Origin of the sequence: Butyrivibrio hungatei (assembly GCF_900101605.1) — a bacterium.
In the GTDB taxonomy this organism is placed as follows: domain Bacteria; phylum Bacillota; class Clostridia; order Lachnospirales; family Lachnospiraceae; genus Butyrivibrio; species Butyrivibrio hungatei_B.
Map to the genome: position 1 here is coordinate 85769 of NZ_FMUR01000005.1, position 14652 is coordinate 100420.

General features: G+C 41.1%; 12 protein-coding genes and 1 other RNA gene. 11 read left to right on the top strand and 2 right to left on the bottom strand.

The features are described from left to right. Positions 1 to 6: 6 nt before the first annotated feature. Complete coding sequence (locus BLP87_RS04170) at positions 7 to 804, bottom strand: AP2/ERF family transcription factor (RefSeq protein ID WP_026666967.1); 798 nt, start codon at positions 802 to 804, stop codon at positions 7 to 9. A 106-nt stretch (positions 805 to 910) separates the two neighbouring features. On the opposite strand from BLP87_RS04170, the gene thrC reads away from it, so the two are divergent. The 10 genes from thrC to BLP87_RS04220 all read left to right on the top strand — a co-directional run bounded on the left by thrC (position 911) and on the right by BLP87_RS04220 (position 12206). Continuing rightward, positions 911 to 2404: a threonine synthase gene (gene thrC, locus BLP87_RS04175; protein WP_074461579.1), complete on the top strand. Its 1494-nt coding sequence runs from the start codon at positions 911 to 913 to the stop codon at positions 2402 to 2404. Positions 2405 to 2442: 38 nt separating this feature from the next. After that, positions 2443 to 3816, top strand: a complete 1374-nt coding sequence (locus BLP87_RS04180) for a citrate/2-methylcitrate synthase (RefSeq protein WP_074461580.1) — start codon at positions 2443 to 2445, stop codon at positions 3814 to 3816. A gap of 14 nt (positions 3817 to 3830) precedes the next feature. Beyond that, positions 3831 to 4490 carry a deoxyribose-phosphate aldolase gene (deoC, locus tag BLP87_RS04185; protein ID WP_074461581.1) on the top strand — a complete coding sequence of 220 codons (660 nt, stop codon included), beginning with the start codon at positions 3831 to 3833 and terminating at the stop codon, positions 4488 to 4490. A gap of 92 nt (positions 4491 to 4582) precedes the next feature. Next, complete coding sequence (locus tag BLP87_RS04190; RefSeq protein ID WP_074461582.1) at positions 4583 to 6406, top strand: aminopeptidase P family protein; 1824 nt, start codon at positions 4583 to 4585, stop codon at positions 6404 to 6406. Positions 6407 to 6810: 404 nt separating this feature from the next. Continuing rightward, positions 6811 to 7019, top strand: a non-coding RNA gene (ssrS, locus tag BLP87_RS04195) — 6S RNA. A gap of 79 nt (positions 7020 to 7098) precedes the next feature. Next, positions 7099 to 8244: an AI-2E family transporter gene (locus tag BLP87_RS04200; protein ID WP_074461583.1), complete on the top strand. Its 1146-nt coding sequence runs from the start codon at positions 7099 to 7101 to the stop codon at positions 8242 to 8244. Between the two features lie 42 nt (positions 8245 to 8286). Beyond that, the gene (locus tag BLP87_RS04205; protein ID WP_074461584.1) at positions 8287 to 8478 is read left to right on the top strand and encodes a hypothetical protein; all 192 of its coding nucleotides are present in this window, start codon (positions 8287 to 8289) and stop codon (positions 8476 to 8478) included. Positions 8479 to 8733: 255 nt separating this feature from the next. Further along, positions 8734 to 9993 (top strand): 6-phosphofructokinase, encoded by a 1260-nt coding sequence (locus tag BLP87_RS04210; protein WP_074461693.1) that lies wholly within the window; start codon positions 8734 to 8736, stop codon positions 9991 to 9993. A gap of 142 nt (positions 9994 to 10135) precedes the next feature. Next, complete coding sequence (locus tag BLP87_RS04215) at positions 10136 to 10414, top strand: HU family DNA-binding protein (protein WP_026513150.1); 279 nt, start codon at positions 10136 to 10138, stop codon at positions 10412 to 10414. A gap of 130 nt (positions 10415 to 10544) precedes the next feature. Further along, positions 10545 to 12206 carry a putative bifunctional diguanylate cyclase/phosphodiesterase gene (locus tag BLP87_RS04220; RefSeq protein WP_074461585.1) on the top strand — a complete coding sequence of 554 codons (1662 nt, stop codon included), beginning with the start codon at positions 10545 to 10547 and terminating at the stop codon, positions 12204 to 12206. A gap of 389 nt (positions 12207 to 12595) precedes the next feature. On the opposite strand, the gene BLP87_RS04225 is transcribed toward BLP87_RS04220, so the two are convergent. Next, positions 12596 to 13483, bottom strand: coding sequence for a DegV family protein (locus tag BLP87_RS04225; protein WP_074461586.1), 888 nt, complete (start codon positions 13481 to 13483; stop codon positions 12596 to 12598). A 536-nt stretch (positions 13484 to 14019) separates the two neighbouring features. Here BLP87_RS04225 and BLP87_RS04230 point away from each other — a divergent pair. Further along, positions 14020 to 14652, top strand: a complete 633-nt coding sequence (locus BLP87_RS04230; protein ID WP_074461587.1) for a manganese efflux pump MntP — start codon at positions 14020 to 14022, stop codon at positions 14650 to 14652.

A 14652-nucleotide genomic window follows, 5' to 3' on the forward strand; every position in this document is an offset into this window, starting at 1 on the left:
GAAGGATCAAACCTTCAGCCCGTATATTTTGTCGGAAATCTTTGTTTTGTGATAGATGTCGGCATATTGAGACGGCGTCAGGTCTTCTACATAATTTACCGAGAAGTTCTTCTTTATGCCGTTTTTTATAAGTATATCTGCGGCTTTGTTGTATGCAATCGCAGCTTCGGCCTCGCTGTTGTATTTGCCGATGACATAGTTGCTCTTTACATGGATCACGGCTTTGTAGCGGACAAAGCCCTTTTCGGCAAACTGTCTTACGCCTCGATATCTGTTGAGAATGATTATGTTTTCATACCTAAGGTCTGTCGGATCGTCATTGGCAAAGCGGTAGTCACGTCCTCTTACCGAATAGCTGTTGATTCCGTATCTTTGAAGGACGGAGAGCTGACTTCCGTAGTCTGCAACAAACAGATGCGAGCCTCTTCTCATTATTTTATGAGATGAATAGTAGAAGAGATCGTCTATGTCAAATTTTAATTTTTCATCTTTTGAAAGGTAATAAGTGAAATATTTTTTTTCCAAATAGATCGGATTGGCGATATACATCCCTTTATCGCGGTAATTTATTAGCGAAACAAATTTTTCGAAGGGAAGCGTCATTGATGAAGTGTACGAATCAATATCTATAGATAAACGATTTAACACTCTTTTTGCTTCTCTGTAAACTTTGGAAGCGTCCTTCCTGCTTGGGAAAGAGCCAAGTGCGATGTGTTTTCCGCAATATGTTATGGAAGCCCTGAAGGATGGGGTTCCGTCTTTTAAAGTTGTCTCGTAAACACCTATTGAATTATTTTTTTTCACACAATCCCCCGGTTTGTATGTTATAATTTTAACTTAAGGGCTCTGTTTTTTTGTCCTTAAATCATTTATTTTTAAATATTGTATCAACAAAAGAGGAGTAAAAGCAATGGCAAAGGAAGTTTTGTACAGTAGCACCAGAGGAGCACAGGGTAATATTAAGGCTTCAGAAGCAATTCTCAGAGGACTTGCACCGGACGGAGGTTTGTATGTCCCTGATCATATACCGCATCTTGAAAAGACTTTAAGAGAGATCGCGCAGCTCGATTACCAGGGTACTGCATATGAGGTAATGAGACTTCTTCTTACCGATTATACAGAGGAAGAGCTTAAATACTGCATTTCACATGCATATGATTCAAAGTTCGACACAAAAGAGATAGCTCCGATTTCAGAGGCAGACGGTGCTTTTTATCTTGAACTGTACCACGGCGCAACTATTGCTTTTAAGGATATGGCACTTTCAATTCTCCCATATCTCATGACAACGGCTGCAAAGAAGAATAATGCAAAGAACGAGATCGTTATTCTTACAGCTACGAGCGGAGATACGGGAAAGGCTGCTCTTGCAGGATTTGCAGATGTTCCGGGCACAAGGATCATAGTTTTTTATCCCAAGCACGGCGTCAGCCCCATTCAGGAACAGCAGATGGTAACACAGAAGGGTGACAACACATGTGTTATCGGTATCGAAGGAAACTTCGACGATGCTCAGACAGGAGTAAAGAAGCTCTTTACAGACGAAAAGCTTGCAAAAGAAATGGATGAGAAGGGATTCCAGTTCTCATCTGCAAACTCCATCAATATTGGACGTTTGGTTCCCCAGATCGTATATTACGTATACTCTTACGCAAAGCTTTTGAAAGAGGGAAGAATTGCAGACGGCGATCCCATTAACGTAGTTGTTCCGACAGGTAATTTCGGTAATATTCTTGCAGCTTATTATGCAAAAAATATGGGTGTGCCCATCGGAAAGCTTATCTGCGCATCAAATTCAAACAAGGTGCTTTTCGACTTCTTCAAGACGGGAGAATATGACAGAAATCGTGAGTTTGTTCTTACAGCTTCACCTTCAATGGATATTCTTATTTCGTCTAACCTTGAGAGACTTATTTATCATATCTCCGGCGACAATGCCGCAGCTGATGCCGAGTACATGAGCAAGCTCTCCAAGGACGGAAAATATGAGATAACAGATGATATGAGATCGAAACTTGTTGATTTCTTTGGCGGATATGCTTCTGAGCAGGAGACATTCGATACTATCAGAAGAATATTTGAAAAGACAGGTTATCTTATGGATACACATACTGCTGTTGCAAGTGCTGTATACAGCAAATATACGGAAGAAACCGGCGATAAGACACCTACAGTAATCGCATCAACGGCAAGCCCCTTCAAGTTCACAAGAAGCGTAATGAATGCACTTGGCAAGGGGGATGATTCTAAGGGGGATTTCGAGCTTGCAGACGAACTCTCCGAGGTTTCAAAGGTTAAGATTCCCGAGGCGGTATCTTCAATCAGAACCGCTGAGATAAGACACAAAAAAGTAGTTGATAAGACTGAGATGGAAGGCGCAGTTAAAGAATTCCTCGGTCTTTGATCTGAAAAACATTATAAAATGCTTAAACGGAGGTGCGGATGGAAAACGGAAAGAATATCTACTCTGAAAACACACCTGAGATAGTTGAGCTTGCCAAACTGTCAGAAGCTGCTGATCAGATTGAAAATGAGCTTTTTGTCAAGTATGACGTAAAAAGAGGACTTAGAGATTTAAACGGAAAGGGCGTACTTACAGGCCTTACACGTATTTCGGAAATAGTTGCAAAAGAAGAAAAAGACGGAAAGAGTATTCCAAAAGACGGAGAGTTGTACTTTAGAGGATATGATGTAAAGAAACTCATAAAGGCAGCATCCGACGATAACAGATTTGCTTTTGAAGAATGTGCGTATCTGCTTCTTTTTGACAAGCTACCGAGTAAAAATGAACTTAGTGATTTTAATAGACTTCTTGGCTTTTACAGAAGTTTGCCCACAAGCTTTGTAAGAGACATAATCATGAAGGCTCCGAGCAGGGATATGATGAATACCCTTGCCCGCAGTGTCCTTACTCTTTACTCTTACGATGATCTTGCGGATGATACATCGCTTCCAAATGTGCTTAGACAGAGTCTTCAGCTTATAAGTTTGTTCCCGCTTTTATCAATTTACGGATATCAGGCTTATAATCATTACCACGAGGGTAATACTTTATTTATTCACCCTCCTCTTGAGGAACTGTCAACGGCGGAGACAATTTTGTATCTGCTAAGACCCGACAGCAAGTACACGGAACTGGAGGCTAAACTTCTTGATATCTGTCTTGTGCTTCATATGGAGCACGGCGGCGGTAACAATTCATCTTTTACAACACACGTAGTCAGCTCAAGTATGACCGATACATATTCGGTTATCGCAGCGGCAATTGGATCTCTTAAGGGACCCAGACACGGTGGTGCCAATATCAAGGTTGTGCACATGTTCGATGATATTGAAGCCAATGTCAAGAACTGGGAAGATGAGGCGGAAGTTGAGGCATATCTCAGAAAGATACTTAACAAGGAAGCCTTTGATAAGGCGGGACTTATTTATGGTATCGGACATGCCATTTATTCCAAGTCGGATCCGAGAGCAACGGTACTAAAGGGCTTTGTAGAGAAGCTTGCTATAGAAAAAGGCCGCGAAGATGAACTCAAGTTATATGAGCTTGTTGAGAAACTTGCACCGCAGATCATTAGCGGAGAGCGCAAAATGTACAAGGGTGTAAGTGCTAATGTTGACTTCTATTCAGGATTTGTATATCGTATGTTAGGACTTCCCGAGGAACTTTATCCGACTATATTTGCCATGGCGAGAATTGTCGGATGGAGTGCTCACAGAATGGAAGAACTTGCCAACAACGGCAAGATCATTCGTCCCGCATATATGGCAATCGAGCCCAGAAAGGGCTATATGGATATGAAGGACAGAGATTAAGAAAGGGGTTCAATATGGACGAGAAAGAAATATTAAAACTTATTGACCACACTCAGCTTCAGGCAGATGCAACATGGGAAGACATTGTAAGTCTTTGTGATGATGCGGTTAAGTACAAGACAGCGACGGTTTGTATACCGCCAACATATTTAAAGAGAGTACACGACAAGTACGGTGACGATCTCAAACTTTGCACCGTTATCGGATTCCCTCTCGGCTACAGCTGCACAGCGGCTAAGGTTGTAGAGGCACAGGAAGCCATTAAGGACGGAGCGGAGGAAATCGATACCGTCGTTAACGTCAGTGATGTAAAGAATCACAGATATGACGAAGTAAAGAAGGAACTTGAAGAGATCAGAAAAGCGTGCGGAGATAAGCTCCTTAAGGTTATTATCGAGACATGCTATCTTACAGAGGATGAGAAAAAAGAACTCTGCAAGATCGTTACTGATGTAAAGGCTGATTATATCAAGACTTCAACTGGATTTGGCAGCGCCGGTGCAACTCTTGAAGACATAGAGCTCTTTAAGAAAAATATCGGTCCTGATGTTAAGATCAAGGCAGCAGGAGGAATCCGTACGATCGAGGATGCTGTGGCTTATGCGGAAGCAGGATGCAGCAGGATCGGATCTTCTAAGGTATTACCTCTTGTAGTTAAGAAGTACGGACTTTAATATTTGAGAAAAATATTCATTTACTACTCACAGTTTATGGGCTTTTGGCGCTATGGATTGTGAGTAGTAGTGGTTTATAGGAAGAAGTAGATATGGGAACAGAGAATAAAGAAATAAAAAACAGATTGTCACAGCTTAGAAAGAAGATGAAGGAAAATGGGATTGATTATTATATGATCCCTACTGCTGACTTTCATAATTCGGAGTATTCAGCCGATTATTTTAAGACAAGAGAGTATTTCTGCGGCTTTGACGGATCAAACGGAACTCTCGTAGTAAGTGCCGATGAAGCGGGACTTTGGACTGACGGAAGATATTTCATTCAGGCTGCAAACCAGCTTTCAGGTACGGGCGTTACTCTCTTTAAAATGGGAGAAGAGGGAGTTCCGACTATAGAGAAATATCTTACGGATAATATGATTTCAGGTCAAACGTTTGGATTTGACGGAAGAGTTGTTCCCGCTGAAGAAGGAGAACTGCTTGAATATCTGGCTAAGCTTAAAAACGTGACCATAAAGATCGATAAAGATCTTGCTGAAGAAATATGGGAAGACAGACCGACACTTCCGTGTCACGATGCGTATGTGCTTTCTGATGAACTTTGCGGCAGGTCTTTTAAAGAAAAGCTTGCTGATGTGAGATCAAAGATGAAGGAGAATAATACTTCGATGCATCTTTTGTCCAAGCTTGATGACATCATGTGGCTCACAAACCTTAGAGGAAATGACGTTGAATGTAATCCTGTAGCTCTTTCTTACGCAATGATAACGGACGATATGTTTATCCTGTTCATACAAAGCGGAGAGATCACGGACGAAGTGCGCGCATATTGTGAGAGCAATGATATTGTTTTAAAAGATTATGCGGAGTACGGTGAGTATCTTTCGGAGCTTGTGCTTACCGGAAATATCCTAATCGATAAGAGAAATACAAATTATCTTACTTATAAGCTTGTTGCGGATAAGGCAAGTGAAGCGGGTTATGAGATCAAAGATTGCAGTAACCCGACAGAACTTATGAAAGCAATCAAGAATGAGACTGAGCTTAAGAATATACGTGAAGTATATTTAAGAGACAGTGCCAAGCTTACGGAGTTTATTTATTGGGTAAAAGAAAATGTCGGCAAGATCCCTATGACGGAGTATTCTGCGGCAATGAAGCTTGACGGTATGAGAGCGGAGCTTCCGGGATTTATTGAATTATCTTTTCCTACTATCAGTGCATATAATGCAAATGCAGCAATGGCGCACTATGAGGCTACAGAGGACAGCGCTGCCGAAGTAAAAGCGCAGGGTATGCTTTTGGTGGATTCCGGCGGAACATATATGGGCGGAACAACCGATGTAACAAGAACAATCGTTGTCGGTGAAATCTCTGATGAGATCAAGAAGCACTACACAGCGACGGTATCAGGCATGCTTGAACTTGCGGATGCGATTTTTAAGGATGGATGCACCGGAAGAAATGTAGATATATATGCGAGAAGACCGCTCTGGGATATAGGAATCGATTACAATCACGGAACGGGACACGGAATCGGATATATGCTGAATGTCCACGAGGGTCCTCACAACATCAGATGGAAAAACTCCGATGCCGCAAACAAAACAGAGCTTAAGCCCGGAATGATCGTATCCGACGAGCCCGGTGTTTACATTGAGGGAAGTCACGGAATACGTATCGAGAATATTGTGGAGGTCGTAAATAGAAGCGAAAGCGAATATGGAAAATTTTACGGATTTGACCATCTCACTTATGTTCCGATCGACCTTGAGGCAATAGACAAAAAGTATATGAAGCCTGAGACGGTCAAACTGCTCAACAAGTACCACAAGACAGTTTACGACAGAATATCACCTCTTATCGAAGATGAAGAAGTGAAAGCGTGGCTCAAAAAAGCAACCGCAGAGATTTAAAGCGGTAAAACTATCCGCACCTTAGTGGCTCGCAGATTAAGTTTTTTGTCGCTTTCATCGAAATTATATTGTGCAGGAAAGTGATCAATGACCTTAAGAAAAACAGACGAGGGTATAAAAATCATCTGCAATGAACGGATAAAAAATTCTTTGGTGCATATGTGAGTTTATGAGCGCAGCATATGTTTATCCAATCCACTGACCAATATAATGTTTTGAGATGACGCGACAAAAAACTTAATCTGTGAGTTGCCTTTGGGCGGATAGTTATAAAAAAACATAACATACTACACGGAAATTTTAGTAATATATGTGTAAAAATACTCTTAAATCACGCGTAAAGCCTTGAAAAATGAGCATGTATGGATATAATTATAGTAGAAGTACAAAGAACTACATGGGTAGTTCTCCTGGGATGTCCGACAACTCCTGTGTAATTTGAACCTACATTACTTTAAACGGGACTCCTACATCATCGGTATAAATGTCACGCCTTCGGCTCTGCGCATGCGCAGACAAAGCTACGGGAGAGGAAGACAGGCATATCGGTTGCGGTAACCCACCTGGCGTCAGCTAGGAGTCAAATAACAGGAACCGGCATTTTGGGAATTACATTGGGAATAAAAGCAGTCATATAAGTATGACTGCTTTTTCCATGACATTTAACAGAACGTTATGGACGGGAGAGTGAAATGAAGTTAGATGACAAGTTCTTTAAAAAGAAGTGGTTTTCTTACACGATCGCTACGTGTTCAGCTGTTGTTTTGTATATGATATTGTCCAATTTCTCTTCAATATTCGATGGGATAAATTCTTTTTTTGGTTTCCTGAGACCTGTGATCCTGGGCATGGTTATAGCGTATATATTTAATCCTATAGCAGTCATGCTTGAAAAAGGGATATTTAAGAAAATAAAAAAAGAGAGCAGAAGATGGAAAATGTCTGTCGCATTTACCATATTTTTTATTGTTCTTGCAGTAGTGCTTTTGTTTGTGGCACTCGTTCCGCAGCTTATCGACAGTGTTTCTAAACTGATCTCCAGTATCGGCGAGTATGTCGATCCTTCAAATAATTTTTTGAAAGACCTTGAGAGCAATAAGATTGTACAGCTTCTGGGTATTAATCTTTCTGTTTTGGAGAGCTTTGAGAAAAATGTTCTCGGTATGATAGGCAGTTATTTCTCGGATAATATGCTAAACTTTGTGAGCGGATCTTTGAATGCCGGAAAGGGAATGTTCGATCTCGTTCTTGCATTTATTTTCGCGATATATTTTCTTTTGGACAACAGAAGACTTATTAAAGGTATTTCTAAGTTCCTTAGCCTTGCAATGAATGAAAAGACATACAGAAGAACCTGTGATGTTACGGACAGATGTAATACGATCCTTATCAGATACATCAGCTTTGATATCATAGACGGAATCATAGTCGGATTTGCAAACCTCATCTATATGCTTATAGCGGGGCAGCCGTATTCAGTGCTGATCTCGGTCATTGTCGGAGTGACAAACCTTGCGCCGACATTCGGACCTATAGTCGGTGGAGCGATAGGCGCATTCATCCTGGTTCTGGAGAATCCGTGGTATGCGCTTTGGTTTATTATTTTTACGATCATACTTCAGACTGTTGACGGATATATCCTTAAGCCCAGACTCTTTGGTGAGAGCCTTGGAGTATCACCTCTTATGATACTTGTTGCAATTGTCCTCGGAGGAAGGAAGTTTGGCGTTATAGGAATCGTACTTGCGATTCCTATTGCGGCGATAATAGATTTTATCTGGAAGGACTATGTGATAAAAAAACTTGAGGAAAAACGTTCACAGAGGTACAATATATAGTAGATAAATGATTTGAATTGTTTCTATTTTGGGGGTAATGTAATGATAGAGTTTGTACAGAACGCTGTGGATTTTGGAAAGAAGAAGCTGGATAAAGCGATCAAATTCTGGAACGGGCTTGATGATGACAAGAAGAGACTTTACACTGTATGTGCCATTGTCGTTGTAAGCTTTGTTATCGTAGCTTCTATCGCATATAGCTTTGGCAAGAGCCGCAGAGGGAAGTTTATCTGATAAAGGTGAAATGTGCCCGCAGTTATGTTTTTTATATATGATACTTTTATTTAGTATGCTCAAAAGAGCTTGTTAAGCGAAAAAACGTTTAGCAAGCTCTTTTTTAGTATAGCTCTTAGCGAGGTTTTTTCGAGCTTAGTGCGAACAATACAAGTTCACTTGACGAGGTTTTGTCGAGTCTAGTGAAGCTTGTAGATGACAGTTATCGTTTTTTCGAATATAATGGAAATATACTTTCGAAAGGGGACAGGAGTTATGGTGCAGAAAAAGAAAAGAAACGTAATTGTTGGGCAATCAGGTGGACCTACCGCGGCAATTAATTCTTCACTTGCCGGCGTGTACAGGACTGCAATGGATCGCGGATACAAAAAAGTATACGGTATGATCCATGGCGTCCAAGGTCTCATGGAAGGTCGTTATGTCGATCTTTCGGATCACATTCAGTCAGGACTCGATATCGAGCTTTTGAAAAGAACTCCCTCGGCATATCTTGGTTCTTGCAGATTCAAGCTTCCGGAGATTTTTGAAAGTAAAGAGATATACGAGAAAATCTTTGAGATTCTTGTGAAGCTTGAGATCGATTGTTTTATCTATATCGGTGGTAATGACTCCATGGATACGATAAAGAAACTTTCTGATTATGCCATCATTACAGGCTCTGATATCAGATTTGTCGGATGTCCCAAGACAATCGACAACGATCTGGCGCTTACGGATCACACACCGGGTTATGGCTCGGCAGCTAAGTATATCGGTACGTCCGTAAAAGAAATAATAAGAGACAGCTGGTCTCTTGAGACAAGTCACGGACAGGTTATCATTGTAGAAGTAATGGGAAGAAATGCAGGCTGGCTCACGGGAGCCACAGCACTTGCAAAGGGCGAAGACTGTGACGGTCCCGATGCAATCTATATGCCTGAGATTCCTTTTGAAATGGATGCATTCCTTAAGAAGATCAAAACTCTTTTGAAGACAAAAGCATCAATAGTGGTTGCCGTATCTGAGGGTATCAGGACGAAAGACGGCAAGTACGTAAGCGACCTTGATAATTCGGTTGAGTACGTTGATGCATTCGGACATAAGCAGCTTACGGGTACAGCGAGATATCTTTGCAATGTTGTTTCCACCGAGTGCGGATGTAAGACACGTGCGATCGAACTTTCTACACTTCAGAGAGCCGCAAGCCACTGTGCATCAAGAGTAGATATCCTTGAGGCATATGAAGTCGGCGGTGCTGCGATGAAGTCTGCCGATGAAGGAGACAGCGGAAAGATGGTAGTCATTGAGAGGCTTTCCGACGATCCGTATCAGGCAGGAACAGAGGTAAAGGATGTTCACAAGATCGCCAACGACGAAAGACTTGTACCCAGAGAGTGGATCAGCAAAGACGGCACATATGTGACCAATGAGTTTATTACCTATGTAAGACCGTTGATTCAGGGAGATGTAGGCCCTATCATGGTTGATGGCATTCCCAGACACCTTTATAGACCCGGATTCCAGGATATCCTCTGATGAAAATGGCTAAAATTAAGCATTTTTAAAGGAAAAAACTTGAAATTTCCGCATTTTTCCGCTTTTTCTTGTTGTTATGCTCCTGAAATGGTGGTAAAATGGGCAATGTAGTAAAATAAATTTCTTTTTGGAGGGAAATTACATGAACAAGACAGAACTTATCGATGCAATCGCTAAGGAAGCAGGTCTTTCAAAAAAGGATGCTGCAGCAGCACTTAATGCTTTCACAGAGACAGTTACTAAGGAGCTTAAGAAAAAAGGAAAGGTTCAGCTTGTTGGTTTCGGAACATTCGAGACAACAAAGAGAGCTGCTAGAACAGGTAAGAATCCTCAGACTGGCGAAGCTATCAAGATTCCTGCTTCAATAGCACCTAAGTTCAAAGCTGGTAAGGCTCTTAAGGATCTTGTAAACAAGAAGTAATTTTATTTTATAAAAAGGCTGTGCCGTATGGTACAGCCTTTTTTGTAGTTCTGCTATATTGAAAAAACATAAATTTTTTATTAAAATTATATTATGTAAAACTGAAGAAAACTGATAAGGACGGGTGTATATGAATTTTGAAAAGAGTTTTGAGAACTTTGTTCAGATACTTTCGGAAGAGGCAATAACACCGGAAATATCGCCAAGTGCTATTGCTGATTTAGCCAAAGAATATTCTTTACGTTCTATTGTTTCCATAGTTTCTTTTATAAAAGGCTCCGATCATGAAGGTGAGCCTGATACAATAATCCCGCTTTTTGGCCCTGTTCCTGAGGGCGAGCCGCCGGCATACTATTTTCAGAATAAGATGGCGGGGCAGAAGCTTGTCACTTATAATATCTATCTTTACGGTGACAGGCATTGGAATGATGAGGAATATAAGAGTTTCTCGGTTCTTATAGATATTCTTTCTTTTCATATGGAGAGATTTCTTCTTAATACTGTTGTCAGAGAAAGCTCGCTTAAGCAGTATCTGACAGGCCTTCCAAATTCGGGAGGATTCTTTGTGTTCGCCAATAAGCTATGCGACAGCGGCGAAATAATGCTTTATGATTCCTTTTATTTTAATTTAAAGAGTTTTGGCCTTTACAGCAGGCGTTACGGGATTGCTGAGGGCGACGAGATTATGAAAAGATATGCCCGTAAGCTAAAAGCTTTTTTCCAAAAAGATGAGATTGTTGCCCATCTTGGCGGTGATAATTATGCAGCTCTCGTTAAGAAGGAGAGGACAAAAGACTTTCTTGAGTTCCTTTCCGGTGTTGACGTTTATGGTATAAGAAACGGAAAAGAAGAGCCTATTAAGATTGCTGCGGTGTGTGGCGTATATGCCGTGGACGATTCGCTGAAAGACCCGGGACAGCTTCTCTCAAGGGCTGCGATGGCGCTTAACTATGCAAAAAATGTGGCAAGTAAGCCGTATGTTTTTGTCAATAAGGCTATGAGTACGCGAATCTACAGGCAGAAGCAGATTGAAGACAGGTACGAAGAGGCTCTTGCCAACGATGAATTCAGAATATATCTTCAGCCTAAGGTTGATACCGTGACCGGCGAGATCGTGGGGGCAGAAGCACTGTCCAGATGGTTTTGCAACGGAATTGTACTCTATCCCACGGAGTTTGTTCCTATTCTTGAGCAGGAGGGGATAGTTGCTTCGCTTGATATCTATGTGCTCAAAAAAGCCTGTGAATTTGTTAAAGACTGGCAGACGCGCGGAATACCCGTTGTTCCCATATCTGTTAATTTTTCAAGGCGAGATCTCAGTTATAAGCGCATAGTGGATGAGATTGTCGAAGTGATAGACGGCTGCGGAATTGACAGGAAGTTCATTGAGATTGAAGTTACGGAAACCGTAAGCGAAGATGAGAGATCTCTCATGACGGGCTTTTTGTCAAAGTTAAAAGATGTCGGAATAAATACAGCCATTGATGATTTTGGAACAGGTTATTCGTCTCTTTCAACACTCAGAGACTTCCCTGTCAAAGTCATAAAGATAGACAGATCCTTTATAAGTAGCGACAACCTCAACAAAAATGATGAGATTGTACTAAAGAACATAATTACCATGTCAAAGGAACTCGGAATCGACGTAGTGACCGAAGGTGTCGAGAGAGAAGACCAGGTCACACTCCTCAAAGAAGTAGGTTGCCACATCGTTCAGGGCTTCCTTTACGACAACCCCATGCCTAAACCAGATTTCGAAAAACGCTTAGAAAAAAAGTACTACTCTGAATAAGCTGCGCACTCTTTTTCTAAATACGACTTCACAACCATATATCCGAAAATACTTGCCGTACATATGCTGCGTATTTTCGGATATAAGGGCTGTTGAAGTCTTACGTAGATAAATGAGCCTGCGCAGCTTATTCAGTGTGCAGTTTTTTCTTAGCATCAGGCCCTTCGGGCATCTGTTCGAAAATGTGCAGTTCTTGGACGAGGAGATAATTCATAAGATAAAAATCCTGAAAAAAGTCGACTTCTCTGAGCAACGCCGAAAGGAGACTTTTTTCAGGATTTGAATCTTAATGAATTACGACGCAGCCGAACACAAGCATTTTTGAACAGAGCCTGTGGGGCTGAGATAAGAAAAAACCTGCCACGGATTTGAAGCGTGGCAGGTTGGGTTTATTCTATGCGGGTGTCTCCCCAGAAGAAGAGTGCGACTGTGCCGGGGCCGGTGTGGCTTCCGATTGTTGTTCCGATATCAAATATCTGAATCTTGCCCTTGAGACCGGGAATCTGAGCTTCAATCATATCGGCTACAGCTCTGGCATCATCGTAGCAATCTGAGTGAGAGATAAAACAACTGTCATTGTAATCTGTTCTGTTCTCACAAAGCTCAAACATTTTCTTTACCTGAGCTTTCATAACGGCATTTTTGCCTCTTACCTTTGCTTTTACAGCAAGATGTCCTTCTCTGTCGATATTAAGAAGAGGGCAGATATTAAGTACATTTCCGATTGCGCCGGCTGTTTTTGAAACACGGCCGTTTCTCACAAGGTACTTGAGGTCGGAAACAAAGAACCAGCTCTGAACATTGTATTTGTTTTCTTCTATCCAGTTATAGAGAGTATCGATATCTTTTCCCTCATCACGAAGATCTGCAAGCTTGTCCGCAACAAGTCCGAGACCTGCTGAAGCGGCGTAAGTATCAACTATATAGATCTTGCGGTCCGGATATTTTTCTTTTAACTGCTCACAAGCAACGGAAGCGGAATTGAATGTTCCCGATATTCCCGAGCTGAGTGCAAGATGAAGGATGTCCTTGCCTTCTTTAAGGAAAGGCTCAAAGAATTCTACATATTCACCGATACTTACCTGAGAAGTTCTCGTCATGGCGCCCTGTGCCATCATATCATAGAATTTTTTGAAAGGAATTGAATCTCCGAGATCGTCCGGATAATCTTTTCCGTCTATTTCAAAGTGAAAGTAAACATATTTGATGTTTCTTTTATCAAAATGCTCACGCGAAAGATCCGCAGTGGAGCATGTGCTAATAATAAATTCGCTCATATTATCCCCTTTTTTGCTGTGTTTAATACCCTAATATCATACAATAATAACCTTTTTGTATCAAATTAATTAAGAGGATAAATTGTTTACGCGAGTTCATGGGAATTGTTTGAATTGTCTGAATATAAAAACAATTAGAAAAAGATGATTGACAAAAGTGTAGGGTGATGGTATATTATAGTTACAATCACTTAAGAGATAAAACCTAAGTATCCGAGGTGGCTTAAGCTTCACCAAAGGAAAGCGAATGGTTATCGGAACGGCTGACATCTACAGCTAGGGTGGCGAGGCTTCACATATGCCGAGGGATGTCGAGGTGCCGTTGCAGTAAGTGATTTAATATAAATAAAATTGAAAAGAGAGGACAGACCATTGGAAAACCAGACATGAGGGCGAGTGTTCATTAGTTTAATGGATGCTTGCCTTCAATTTTTTTGCGTTTTTAGGAAATATTATCTCTTGAGGCAAAACTATATTATTGATACAAAGACTCGGGTTTGATAATATATAGAAATATTATTCTGTAGGAGATAATTATGGCAAATACTATACTATTTTTTGTAAATAGCGTTATGTTGGGGCTTGGGCTCGCCATGGACGCTTTTTCTGTGTCACTTGCAAACGGTTTTGCCGATACTAAGATGAGCAGGAGAAGAAGGCTGGAAATTTCCGGTGTATATGCGGTTTTTCAGTTTATAATGCCGTTTATAGGATGGTTTTTGGTACATAACGCAGCTAATATATTTAGCGGTCTAAATGTTCTTATCCCATGGATAGCGCTTTTTTTACTTGCATTCATCGGTGGAAAGATGCTGATAGAGGGGTGGCATGAAAGAAAGTGTTACAGCGGAAAGAATTGTAAGGACTGCAAGAACACTGAATGTGTCAATAAGGATCCGAGTTCTTTTTCCAAGACATTATCCAACAAAACACTTATGATTCAGGGAATTGCAACATCTATAGATGCTCTTTCTGTTGGATTTACAATCTCGCAGTACGGCGTTCTTATGGTCCTTGTATGCGTTGCGATAATCGGAGCGGTTACCTGGGTCGTATGCTATGTGGGGCTTAAACTTGGAATCAAATTCGGAACGAAACTTGCGGGAAATGCAAAGATAGTGGGCGGACTTATCCTTATCGGAATAGGTCTTGAGATATTCTTTGGATAA